We start from the raw sequence: 12,301 nt of genomic DNA on the forward strand, positions 1-12,301 counted from the left end.
TGCGCGCGGGTCAGACTTGAAAGACGAGACTTGACCACTTTCGAAAGCCTGGGCCTCGCCCAGCCGCTCCTCGTTGCCCTGTCCGAAGAGGGCTATGAAACCCCCACCCCCATCCAGAAGCAGGCGATTCCGCCCGCCATGGAAGGGCATGATCTGCTGGGCATCGCACAGACGGGCACCGGCAAGACGGCGGCCTTCGCGCTGCCGATCCTGAACTACATCATCAGCAATCCCGCCCCGCGCAAGAAGATGGCGCCGCGCGTGCTGGTGCTGGCCCCCACCCGCGAGCTGGCGACGCAGATCGCCGACAGCTTCCGCGCCTATGCCCGCTTCCTGAAGCTGACGGTGCTGACGGTGTTCGGCGGCGTGCCGATCCCGCGGCAGGAAAAGCAGCTGTTTTCCGGCGCCGACGTGCTTGTCGCGACGCCCGGGCGTCTGCTCGACCTGGTGGACCGCCGCTCGCTCCTGCTGGACCAGGTGGAAGTGCTGGTGCTGGACGAAGCCGACCAGATGCTGGACCTGGGCTTCATCCACGCCCTGAAGCGCATCGCGCAGATCCTGCCGCGCCAGCGACAGAGCCTGTTCTTCTCGGCCACCATGCCTGCCTCGATCGCCGATCTGGCGGGGCGCTATCTGGTGAACCCGGTGAAGGTGGAAGTCACCCCTGTCGCCACCACGGCGGAAAAGGTGCGCCAATATGTGACGCACCTGAACCAGGCGGAAAAGCAGGCGCTGCTGACGCTGACGCTGCGCCAGCCCGAATTCGCGAAGTGCCTGGTGTTCACCCGCACCAAGCATGGCGCGGACCGTGTGGTGCGCCATCTGGCGGGCGCGGGCATCCGATCAGCCGCGATCCACGGCAACAAGAGCCAGCCGCAGCGCGAGCGCGCGTTGGACGCCTTCAAGCGCGGCGAGATCGGCGTGCTGGTGGCGACCGACATCGCCGCACGCGGGATCGACATCGACGCCGTCAGCCATGTGATCAACTTCGAGCTGCCGAACGTGCCGGAGCAATATGTGCACCGCATCGGCCGCACCGCCCGCGCGGGCCTTGACGGCGTCGCCGTCAGCTTCTGCGCGCCGGATGAGAAGCCCTATCTGAAGGACATCGAGAAGCTGACCCGGCAGAAGGTGGATGTGCTGCCCCTGCCGGACAACTTCCTGAAGGAAGCCGCCCGCCTGCCCAAGCCCATGCCGGTCGGCAAGGGGCAGGAGCGCGAAGACCATGCCCGGTCCGGCGAAGTCGGCACCCATCGCAACGCCCCGCGCCGGTTCGGCGAACGGCCCGGCGGCGGGCGGCGCAGCGGCGGACGCCCGCAGCCGCAGGGCATGGCTGGCCGCGCTGAATCGGCGGGCGGCGAAGACCGGGCCGCGCATGCGCATCCGGGCGCGGCGCGCGGCGAACGCAAGCCGGGCGGCGGACGCCCCGGCGGCAACCGTCGTCGTGGCGGCGGTGGCGGTGGTGGCGGCGGGCGCGGCCCGCGCGCGCAAACGCACGGCTGAACCGGGCTCTTTCGGGGAATGGTCAGCCGTTTCTGGCCATTCCCCAGAAGATCAGCGCCCAGACCATTCCGAACAGCGCCCAGGCTAACGGAACCCACGCGGGTCTCTGCTCGCCCCGCCGCCTTGTCGGCGTGGATCGCGGATGCACGCCCGGCTCCTGCACGGGCAAGCCCCGGATCCGGGCGACTGCGCGTCCAATTGCCTCGATCTCCTGCGCCTCGTCGCCTTCGTTGAGGTCGATCGTCTGGATCTGGCGGAAGCCCAAGGGCGGAGGTGTGTCGTCGAACCGGACGGGGATCAGACAGCCCCGGTCCCGGCCGTGCATCGCCTCGTCCAGCACCCAGTTGGATTTGACCGACACGGCGGACCACAGCACGATCACGGCCTCCGCCGCGTTCAGCTCGCGTTCGATCTCTGCCGCGAAATGATGGCCGCCTTCGAGCGCGGCATCCCACCACACGATGAAGCCCGCTTTTTCCAGGGCATGGGCCAGCCGCTCCACCACATCCCGGTCTTCGCGGGCATAGGAAATAAACAGTCGGACCGGTGCCTTTCGCCCGGCGGATGCAATGTCGTTGGATGCCATGCCGGCAGGCTAGGGCAAATCGGCTCGGTCCGTCCACAGCGGCTTTCACACTGGCGGCGCACGCACACCCGGCCTAAGGTCGCGCGATGCGAACCCTGACCCCTTCCGCCGCGCTGATTGCCGCCGCCCTGATCGCCGCTCCCCTGTCCGCCCAGTCCGGCTGGACCGTCAGCAAGGGAGACGGCACTGCCGCACTCGTTTTCGGCAAGCCCGAAACGACGAACGCCTTCCGGCTTGACTGCTCGGCCAAGGGCACCAGCATTTCCACCTGGACAAGGCGGCCGCCGCGCAACGTGACGGAGGGCGAATTTCCCACCCGGCTCAGCCTGTTCCAGGGCAACCGCGAGATCGTGATCGGCTCGACCGGCCGCGTGCTGCCCGCCGGCGGCACCCGCGTCGACGGCCTGCTGGACAACCCGGCCGCCATCCTGGACGGCATGACCCGCCAGAGCCGCTTCGTTCTCGTCAGTTTCGCGGGGCGCGGCACCGCGCCCTCGCCTTCGGCAGAGACGCTGCAGCAGTTCCGCGAGGCCTGCCCCAAGGGCTGACGCCAGCGCCGCCCTAGAAGCTGATGCGCGCCGTCAGCCGGAAATCGCGGCCCGGCAGCGGCGCATAGTCCTTCAGGAAGCTGGCATGGCGCCGGGCTTCGACGTCGAACAGATTGTTCACCGAAGCGATCAGCGACGTCGGGCTCGCATCCCCGAACGGGCGCCAGCTGGCGGACAGGTTCACCAGCGTGAAGGCGGGCGTTTCACTCTCGTTCGCGGCCACCCGGTCGGCGCGGGTCACATGCTCGGCCTCCAGCCGGCCGCCGAAGCGGCCGCCATTGGCCTCTACCCCGCCGATGAACCGCAGCGGCGGGATGCGCGGCACCGGGCCGCCGCCGCCCAGGATGTCTGCGCGCACGAAATCGGCCATGCCGGTCAGGTCGATGTCGGTCTCTCCGAAGCTCGCGACCGTCATGGCGCCTTCGGCCTCCATCCCCCAATAGCGGGCGCCCGCCTGTGCATAGGCATAGACCGGCAGTTCGTCTGCCTCTTCGCCCGTTGGGTTCAGATAGATGAAATTTTCGAACCGGTTGAAGAAGCCCGACAGTTCGAACCGCCAGCCGTCTCCCCGGCCGCGCAGCACCGCCTCAACACCGATGCTGCGCTCCTTGGCGAGATCCGGGTTGCCGATCTCGTAGCTGCGGGTCGCGGCGTGCGGGCCATCGGAAAACAGCTCCTCGGCTGCCGGCGCACGCTCCGTATAGGCGATGCTGGCCGCCAGCCGCAGCCCCTCGGCCAGCGGCACCGACCCGCCGACCGAGCCAGACAGGGCGTCGAAGCTGCGCGACACGCCGATCGGCGCGGAGCGGACATCGCTGTGTTCGAAGCGCCCGCCCACCTCCACATTCAGGATGCCGAGTTCGAAATTCTGTACCGTGAACAGGCCCAGCTGCTCGGTGATGTTCAGCGGAACGACCGCTTCCTCGCCAACCGCCTCGAACCGGCGGGTCATGAACTGGATGCCCGAGGCGCCCTTCCAGCCGCCCCGGTCGCGTTGCACCAGTTCGGCCCGCGCCTCCAATGCGTTGTTGAAGAAGCTGGTGCCGATCTCGCCGGTGCTTTCCACTTCGTCATGCCGGTAATCCGCCCAGCCGAAGCGGACGTTCAGCGTCTCGAAGGCGCCGGACATCGGCACCGCCGCCCGCGCGTCGAGGCGGGTCTGCCGCATGTCCAGCCGCACCTCCTCATGCGAATGGCCATGGTCTTCGCCGTCTTCCCCATGGTCATGGTCATCGTCGTGATCATGGTCGTGCGAGAGGTCCAGGGTACCGGGCACGCCGTAATTGCTCTGCGTGTGCGACAGCGAGACGCCCATGCTGCCGCCGCCGTCCGCGATCCAGGAAAGTCCGCCCGCCGCTTCCCAGCTGCGGGCATCGGTGTTGGCGACCCGCCCGCGCGCCTCGGCTTCTTCGGCGACTTCACCGCCCTGATGCGCGGCTTCCTCGCGCAACCCCTTCGAGAAGATATAGCCGCCCGCGCGATAGTCGCCTGTCTTCAGATAGCTGCCGTCGGCGTGGGCGACGAGCCCGGTCTGTCCCAGCGGCACGTCGATGGAGGCGGCCGCGCTGCGCTCTTTCGCGGCGCTCGCCAGCGTTCCCATGGCCTCCACATGGGCCCATTCCTCGGGGATCTCGCGCGCGATGCGCCGGTCCGTCACGTTCACCACGCCACCGATCGCGCCCGATCCATAGAGAAGCGCGGCCGGCCCGCGCACCACTTCCACCCGATCCGCCAGCAGCGGATTGATGGCAACCGCATGATCGGCCGAGGCATTGGAGACATCGAAGCTGCCGATGCCGTCTGTCAGGATGCGCACCCGTTCCGCATCGAAGCCGCGCAGGATCGGTCGGGAGGCGTTGGGGCCGAAGAAGGTGGCGGAAACGCCGGGCTGCCGGGCGAGCGTTTCCCCGATGGATCCGCGGATGTTGCGCGACAGCGCCTCCCCCTCCAGCACGCCCACCGCTGTCGGCAGGGCGAAACGGTCGCGGGCGAAGGCTGCCGTCACGATGATGTCGGGCCCGACCGGATCATGAATATCCTGCGGCGCATCCTCTGCCCGAAGGGGGGCAGACACAAGGGCGCAGGACAGCAGCAGGGGGGCGGCAAGGCGGTGCATGGCGACTCCGGCAGATACGATTTGCCGGAGTGGTATATGTTACAACATATCAATGCAAGCCATGTACGCCCCTTGCACAGCGCCGTTCACCGCCCGGCCCCGGCCTGCGCGGGGGTGAGGCCCCGGCAGAAGGCCGGGCGGTGAAGCGGCAGGTCGGGCCGACCGGCAGTCGGAAGATGCCGGCGCCGGGGGTTCGGCCCCCGGGCAGTCGTCACGACAGGGGGAGAAGCCCGGCCGTGCGCCCATCAATTTTGCGACCCGCCGGGGCTCATGGCCCCGGCTGAACGTCCGGCCGGGTTATGCCCCGGCTCGTGCCCGATAGGCCTCTCGCATCTGGTCCAGGGGGACCAGGCGGGAGGCGGTTTCAACATGCCAGAAAGTCCAGCCGTTGCAGCTGGGAAGGCCCTGAACGGCAGCGCCGAGCTGGTGGATGGAGCCCGCCCTGCCCTTCTGCAGGCCGCCTTCCAGCGCCAGCGAGCCATCCGCGCGCACCCGCGCCCGGTGCCGGCGCTGCCGGTCCGTCAGCGTAGCGCCGGGGCTGAGCATCCCGGTTTCCACCAGTTGGCCGAAGGCCACGCGCGGCGCCGTGCGGCTTTCGCCGGTGATCACCCGGTCCTCGGCGGGCAGCGGCTCGACGGCGGCGATCCGCGCTTCGGCCACGCGGGCATATTTCTGTTCGCGCTCGATCCCGATCCAGTGCCGGCCCAGCCGCTTCGCGACCGCGCCGGTGGTGCCCGAGCCGAAGAAGGGGTCCAGCACGACGTCGCCTTCGTTGGACGTCGCCAGCAGGATGCGGTGCAGCAGCGCTTCGGGCTTCTGCGTGGGGTGCGCCTTCACGCCGTCCACCTTCACCCGCTCCGCCCCGGAACAGATGGGCAGAACCCAGTCCGAGCGCATCTGCAGATCCTCGTTCAGCGCCTTCATCGCCTTGTAGTTGAAGGTCGGGCGGGCGCGCGGACTCTTGCTGGCCCAGATCAGGGTTTCATGCGCATTGGTGAAGCGCGTGCCCTTGAAGTTGGGCATCGGGTTCGCCTTGCGCCACACGATGTCGTTCAGCACCCAGAAGCCGAGGTCCTGCAGGATCGCGCCGACACGGAAGATATTGTGGTAGGTGCCGATCACCCACAGCCCCGCGTTGGGCTTCATCACCCGGTGCGCGGCGGCCAGCCAGTCGCGGGTGAAGCGATCGTAATCGGCAAAGCTGCCGAACTTGTCCCAGGCGTCTGTCACGGCGTCCACATGGCTGCCGTCGGGCCGGGTCAGGTCGCCACCGAGCTGAAGATTGTAGGGAGGATCGGCAAAGATCAGATCCACCGATTCCGCCGGCAGACGCGCCATCTCTGCGATGCTGTCCCCCAGGATGATCTGATCGCGAACCACCGGAAACCCCTCTCGAACCATTTACGCCTTATGGTTGGAGTCTCAGGGAATCTGTCGTCAAGTCATGTATTTATAGCAGAGTCTTGAGGAAGGGACTCGCAAACACTGCTTGCCACAATCCCTTGAGTCCGGATCATGGCGCGAACCACCAGATATCGGGCCTGTTGCCGAAAAGACTCAATTTTCGCTTTTTGCGTTTTTCACCGGCGCGAAGCTCTGGCGGTGGTGCGGGGTGACCCCCAGCGCGCGGATTCCGGCCAGGTGCTGCGCCGTGCCATAGCCCATGTTCCGTTCCCAGCCGTAGCCCGGATGGGCATCCGCCAACCCGCGCATCAGCCCGTCGCGTACCTCCTTGGCGATGATGGAGGCGGCCGAAATCGCCGGTTCGCTGGCATCCCCGCCGATGATGGCGCGCGAAGGCCAGCTCCAGTCCGGGCAGCGGTTGCCATCCACCAGCACCAGTCGGGGGGAAAGGCCGGAGCCGGCCACCAGCGCCTCCACCGCGCGCCGCATCGCCAGCATGCTGGCCCACAGGATGTTCAGCCGGTCGATCTCCTCGACGCTCGCCTGCCCCACGCCCACATGGCAGCTGGCCCGAATCTCGGCCGCCAGAAGCCCGCGCTTCTTCGCGGACAACGCCTTGCTGTCGGCAACGCCCGCGATGCCGCCGTCGCACAGGATCACCGCGGCCGCCACCACCGGACCCGCCAGCGGCCCGCGCCCGGCCTCGTCGACGCCGGCGATCAGGATTTGAGCCGCCGGTTCATTCGGGCAGCCTACAGCCGCCAGGGCGGGAAGCGGCGGTTGGTGCCACCATCGAACAAAATCAGCCGGTTGCCGGCCGGATCGGTCAGCTCCGCCTCCCGCCAGCCCCAGCTCTGCGCCACCACGGGAACGCCCATCGCGGCGGCCCTCGAATCCAGATCGGCGGCCTCGAAATAGACGGTCGCGCCCGGTTCCCCGGCCGCGTGAATGGACAGCGTCGCCCCGCCCCCGGCCTCGAACCGGGCATAGCGCGGCGGCGCATCGACGATCTGCGTCAGCCCCAACGCGCGATAGAATTCCACCGAAGCCCGGTAATCGCGCGCGGAAACTGTGATCTGGTTCAGCCGCCCGGACGTGCCCGCCTGCTCCAGCCCCACATCCAGCCGGACCGCCTGATGCCCCATCGGCCCATGGCCCTTCCCCAGCCCCGGCGCTTCCTGCAGCGCCGTCACAACGAATCGGCGCGCCCGCTCCACCGCATCGGCCAGCGGCAGCCCGGCCGCCAGCGCGCAGGCAATCGCGCTGGCCAGCGTGCAGCCGGTGCCATGGGTGTGGCGCGTTTCGATCCGCGCGCCTTCGAAGCGCTGCTGGCCGTTTCGCGTGACCAGCCAGTCGGCGACCGTGTCGCCCTCCAGATGCCCGCCCTTCGCCAGCACCGAAACCGCCCCGTCGCCGGCCAGTTCCTGCGCCGCCAGCAGCATGTCGGCCTCGTCCGCGATTCCCGTGCCCGTCAGAACCGTCAGCTCGGGCACATTGGGCGTGATCACCGCCGCCTTCGGCAGCAACCGCGCCAGCAACGCACCCACGGCCTCTTCCGCCAGCAGCGCGGAGCCGCCCTTCGCCACCATCACCGGATCCAGCACGATGGGCACCGTCACCCCCGCCAGCGCGTCCGCCACGGCGTCGATCGTGGCCACGTCCCCCAGCATCCCGATCTTGATCGCATCCGCGCCGATGTCGTCCAGCACGGCGCGGATCTGCGCGCCCACAATCTCCGGCGGCACCGGATGCACAGCGGAAACCCCCAGCGTGTTCTGAACGGTGATCGCCGTCACGGCGGTAGCCGCATAGCCGCCCAGCATCGTCACCGTCTTGATGTCGGCCTGGATGCCCGCGCCGCCCCCGGAATCCGAGCCGGCGATGATCAGAACCCGGGGAATCATGCGGCCCGCGCGACGGCCTCGCACACGGAGTCCACCGTGCGCTGCACCAGCGCCTCGTCCTGGCCTTCCGCCATCACCCGGATCAGCGGCTCGGTGCCGGATTTCCGCACCAGCAGGCGGCCCCGCCCCTCCAGCGCCCGTTCGGCGGCCGCGATCGCCGCCTTCACCGAATCCGTCTCAAGCACTTTCGGTTCCTGCCGCACATTCTTCAGCAGCTGCGGCCAGGGGGTGAAGCAGGTCAGCACCTCGCTTGCCTTGCGCCCGTCCGCCACAAGCAGGCTCAGCAACTGCAGACCCGCCAGCAGCCCGTCGCCGGTGGTGGCATGGTCCGACAGGATGATGTGCCCGGATTGTTCGCCGCCCAGATTGCAGCCCCGTTCCCGCATCGCCTCCAGCACATGCCGGTCCCCCACGGCGGTGCGGATCATGCCGATCCCCAGGCCTTCCAGGAACTTTTCCAGCCCGATGTTGGACATCACCGTCGTCACCAGCGCGCCGCCCTTCAGCTTGCCGGCCATGTGCAGCTGGCGGGCGATCACGCCCATGATCTGGTCGCCGTCGATGATGCGGCCGGTTTCATCCACCACGATCAGCCGGTCGGCGTCGCCGTCGAGCGCAAGGCCGATGTCCGCGCCGGTTTCCACCACCTTTGCTGCCAGCTGCTGCGGGTGGGTGGAGCCGCAGCCCGCATTGATGTTCACCCCGTCCGGGCTGACGCCGATCGACACCAGCTCTGCGCCCAGTTCCCACAGGGCCTCGGGCGCCACGCGATAGGCCGCGCCATTGGCGCAATCCAGCACCAGCTTCAGCCCGTCCAGCCGCACACCATCCGGAACGCTGGACTTGACCGCATGGATGTAGCGCCCGCGCGCATCGTCGATCCGCCGCGCCCGCCCGATGCGGTCGCCGTCCACCCGGGGCACGCCGCTGTCGATCAGCGCCTCGATCGCTTCCTCCTGCGCGTCCGTCAGCTTGTAGCCGTCGGGGCCGAACAGCTTGATCCCGTTGTCGTGGAAGGGATTGTGGCTGGCCGACAGCATCACGCCGATATCCGCCCGCATCTCCCGCGTGAGCATCGCGACGGCGGGCGTGGGCATCGGCCCCACCTGCACCACGTCCATGCCCACGCTGGTGAAGCCCGCCGTCAGCGCCTGTTCCAGCATATAGCCTGAAAGCCGCGTGTCCTTGCCGATCAGCACCCGGTGCTTGGTCGGCCCGTCCAGGAACAGCGTGCCCGCCGCCTGCCCCACCTTCATCGCCAGTTCCGGGGTCATCTTCGGGCCATTGGCTGCCCCCCGGATGCCGTCGGTTCCGAAATAGCGCTTTGCCATCGGCGTCCTCGCTTCCTACTTGGCGGGCAGATAGGCCCTGTTCCGAACGGGAGGCAAGCATGGAACGCAGGACACTCGGTTCACTTCAGGTCTCGGCCATCGGGCTGGGCTGCATGGGCATGGCGGGCGTGAACGGCATGGCGGCCATGTATGGCGCGGTGGACCGGGCAGAGGCGATCGCCACCCTGCACCGCGCGCTGGAGATCGGCATCGATTTCCTGGATACGGCCGAAGTCTATGGCCCCTTCGCCAACGAGGAGCTGCTGGGCGAAGCGCTGGCCGACCGGCGCGACAAGGCGATCATTGCCACCAAGTTCGGCTTCGACATCGTCGACGGCCGCTCGGTCGGCGTGAACAGCCGCCCGGATCATATCCGCGCCGTCTGCGAAGCCGCATGCAAGCGCCTGCGGACAGATCATATCGACCTGTTCTACCAGCACCGCGTCGATCCGAAGGTGCCGATCGAGGATGTCGTCGGCACGCTGGCCGACCTGAAGCGCGAGGGGAAGATCCGCGCCATCGGCCTGTCCGAGGCAGGGCCCGAAACCATCCGCCGGGCGCACGCCACCCACCCGATCGACGCGCTGCAATCTGAATGGTCGCTGTGGGAACGCACCGCCGAGCCGGACATCATTCCGCTGGTGCGCGAACTGGGCATCGGCTTCGTGCCCTATTCGCCGCTGGGCCGCGGCTTCCTGGCCGGTACAGCCAAGCGCGCCGAGGAGCTGCCCGACAGCGACTATCGCAAGCACGACCCGCGCTATCAGGGCGCGAATTTCGACGCGAACATGAAGGCCGTCGCGGTGGTGAAGGCCGTCGCCGACCGGCATCAGGCGACCGCCGCGCAGGTCGCCATCGCCTGGCTGCTGGCGCAGGGACCGGACGTGGTGCCGATTCCCGGCTGCAAGCGCCGCGCCACGCTGGAGGACAGCGCAGGCGCCGCCAGCCTGAAGCTGACAGCGGCAGATCTTGCCGAACTGGATGCCGCCGCGCCGGTGGGCAGCACGGCCGGCGAACGCTATGGCAATCCGGCAATGATGAGAATGGTGCGCATCTAGCGCGATCCGTTCGTGTTCGTTATTTTATTGCGCTTGTTTTATTCCATGCGCAACTTTTTGCCGTTGACGCACCGCCTCGGCAGGGCCTAACCCGCCCGCCGACACCCCCGACGCGACCACCCGGAGTTTTTCAATGCCGTTCGACAAATCGAAGCTGCCCAGCCGCCATGTCTCGGTCGGGCCGTCCAAGGCCCCGCACCGCAGCTATTATTATGCGATGGGGCTGACGGAGGAGGAAATCGCCCGGCCGTTCGTCGGCATCGCGTCGGCGGGGAACGACAGCGCGCCCTGCAACACCACGCTGGACCTTCAGGCCGACATCTGCCGTGAAGGCGTTGAGGAAGGTGGCGGCATGCCGCGCCGCTTCAACACCATCACCGTCACCGACGGCATCGCCATGGGCCACCAGGGCATGAAGGCCAGCCTTGTTTCGCGCGAGGTGATCGCTGATTCGGTGGAGCTGTCGGTGCGCGGCCACTGCTATGACGCGCTCGTCGGCTTTGCGGGCTGCGACAAATCCCTGCCGGGCATGATGATGGCGATGCTGCGCCTCAACGTGCCGTCCGTGTTCGTCTATGGCGGCTCCATCCTGCCGGGCCGCTTCCACGGCAAGGACGTGACGGTGGTGGACGTGTTCGAGGCCGTTGGCCAGCACGCGGCGGGCACCTGCCCGCTGCAGGAGCTGATCGCGCTGGAAAAGGTGGCCTGCCCCGGCCATGGCGCCTGCGGCGGCCAGTTCACCGCCAACACCATGGCGTGCGTGGCCGAAGCCATTGGCCTGTCGCTGCCGAACAGCAACATGGCGCCCGCCCCCTATGAGAGCCGGGAGGACATCGCCCGCGCCGCCGGGCGTGCGGTGATGCACATGCTGGAAAAGAACATCCGCCCGCGCGACATCTGCACGCGCAAGGCGTTCGAAAATGCCGCGCGCGTCGTCGCCGCGACAGGCGGCTCCACCAACGCCGCGCTGCACCTGCCCGCCATGGCGCATGAGGCCGGGATCGAATTCACGCTGTTCGACGTGGCCGAAATCTTCCGCACCACGCCCTACATCGCCGATCTGAAGCCCGGCGGCCGCTATGTCGCGAAAGACATGCACGCAGCCGGCGGCATCTACATGGCGATGAAGACGCTGCTGGATGGTGGCTACCTCCATGGCGACTGCCTCACCGTCACCGGCAAGACGCTCGCCGAAAATCTGGCAGAGATCCGCTGGAACCCCGACCAGGACGTGATCCGCCCCATCGACAACCCCATCACCCCAACCGGCGGCGTGATCGGGCTGAAGGGCAGCCTTGCGCCCGACGGCGCCATCGTGAAGGTGGCGGGCCTGCACAAGCTGGTCTTCGAAGGCCCGGCCCGCGTGTTCGACTGCGAGGAGGATTGCTTCGAGGCGGTCGAGAAGCGGCTCTATGAAAAGGGCGAAGTCCTCGTCATCCGCTATGAAGGCCCCAGGGGCGGGCCCGGCATGCGGGAAATGCTGTCCACCACCGCCGCCCTTTATGGGCAGGGCATGGGGGAGCATGTCGCCCTCATCACCGACGGCCGCTTCTCCGGCGCGACGCGCGGCTTCTGCATCGGCCATGTCGGGCCGGAAGCGGCCGAGGGCGGCCCCATCGCCCTCATCGAGAACGGCGACAGGATCCGCATCGACGCCGAAACCGGCACCATCGATCTGCTGGTGGACGACGCCACGCTCGCCGCCCGCCGCGCGGGCTGGAAGCCGCGCACCAACGATTACCAGTCCGGCGCGCTCTATCGCTACAGCCGGACGGTCGGACCTGCCTCTCTGGGCGCGGTCACCCACCCCGGCGGCAAGGCAGAGCGCTTCACCTACGCGGACATCTGAAG

10 protein-coding genes are annotated in these 12,301 nt (G+C 68.2%); 4 read left to right on the forward strand and 6 right to left on the reverse strand.

The features are described 5' to 3' along the window. The first annotated feature begins 30 nt into the window (after window positions 1-30). Window positions 31-1,503 (forward strand): DEAD/DEAH box helicase, encoded by a 1,473-nt coding sequence (locus tag ACE3O8_RS01005; protein ID WP_374385834.1) that lies wholly within the window; start codon window positions 31-33, stop codon window positions 1,501-1,503. 22 nt (window positions 1,504-1,525) lie between these two features. On the opposite strand, the gene ACE3O8_RS01010 is transcribed toward ACE3O8_RS01005, so the two are convergent. Continuing rightward, a complete protein-coding gene (locus tag ACE3O8_RS01010) occupies window positions 1,526-2,089 on the reverse strand; it encodes a toll/interleukin-1 receptor domain-containing protein (protein WP_374385836.1) in 564 nt (187 codons plus the stop codon). A gap of 86 nt (window positions 2,090-2,175) precedes the next feature. Here ACE3O8_RS01010 and ACE3O8_RS01015 point away from each other — a divergent pair, with 86 nt between their 5' ends. Beyond that, the gene (locus tag ACE3O8_RS01015) at window positions 2,176-2,637 is read left to right on the forward strand and encodes a hypothetical protein (protein ID WP_374385839.1); all 462 of its coding nucleotides are present in this window, start codon (window positions 2,176-2,178) and stop codon (window positions 2,635-2,637) included. A gap of 13 nt (window positions 2,638-2,650) precedes the next feature. Here the strand turns inward: ACE3O8_RS01015 and ACE3O8_RS01020 are convergent, their stop codons facing one another. The 5 genes from ACE3O8_RS01020 to glmM all read right to left on the reverse strand — a co-directional run bounded on the left by ACE3O8_RS01020 (window position 2,651) and on the right by glmM (window position 9,392). Next, window positions 2,651-4,753 (reverse strand): TonB-dependent receptor, encoded by a 2,103-nt coding sequence (locus ACE3O8_RS01020; protein WP_374385841.1) that lies wholly within the window; start codon window positions 4,751-4,753, stop codon window positions 2,651-2,653. Window positions 4,754-5,050: 297 nt separating this feature from the next. After that, a complete protein-coding gene (locus tag ACE3O8_RS01025; protein WP_374385889.1) occupies window positions 5,051-6,091 on the reverse strand; it encodes a site-specific DNA-methyltransferase in 1,041 nt (346 codons plus the stop codon). A 219-nt stretch (window positions 6,092-6,310) separates the two neighbouring features. Further along, complete coding sequence (locus ACE3O8_RS01030; RefSeq protein WP_374385891.1) at window positions 6,311-6,883, reverse strand: ribonuclease HII; 573 nt, start codon at window positions 6,881-6,883, stop codon at window positions 6,311-6,313. A 26-nt stretch (window positions 6,884-6,909) separates the two neighbouring features. Further along, window positions 6,910-8,061, reverse strand: coding sequence for a bifunctional hydroxymethylpyrimidine kinase/phosphomethylpyrimidine kinase (thiD, locus tag ACE3O8_RS01035; protein WP_374385843.1), 1,152 nt, complete (start codon window positions 8,059-8,061; stop codon window positions 6,910-6,912). Continuing rightward, window positions 8,058-9,392, reverse strand: a complete 1,335-nt coding sequence (gene glmM, locus ACE3O8_RS01040; RefSeq protein ID WP_374385845.1) for a phosphoglucosamine mutase — start codon at window positions 9,390-9,392, stop codon at window positions 8,058-8,060. The genes thiD and glmM overlap by 4 nt, the downstream gene beginning before the upstream one ends. A gap of 59 nt (window positions 9,393-9,451) precedes the next feature. Here glmM and ACE3O8_RS01045 point away from each other — a divergent pair, with 59 nt between their 5' ends. Together ACE3O8_RS01045 and ilvD are read left to right on the forward strand one after the other, a co-directional pair. Continuing rightward, a complete protein-coding gene (locus ACE3O8_RS01045; RefSeq protein ID WP_374385847.1) occupies window positions 9,452-10,450 on the forward strand; it encodes an aldo/keto reductase in 999 nt (332 codons plus the stop codon). Between the two features lie 133 nt (window positions 10,451-10,583). Then, entirely contained in the window at window positions 10,584-12,299 is a 1,716-nt protein-coding gene (gene ilvD, locus ACE3O8_RS01050) for a dihydroxy-acid dehydratase (protein WP_374385849.1), read from the forward strand. The last annotated feature ends 2 nt before the right edge of the window (window positions 12,300-12,301 follow it).

The sequence above is a fragment of the Sandaracinobacter sp. genome, from assembly GCF_041909755.1.
GTDB lineage: Bacteria > Pseudomonadota > Alphaproteobacteria > Sphingomonadales > Sphingomonadaceae > Sandaracinobacteroides.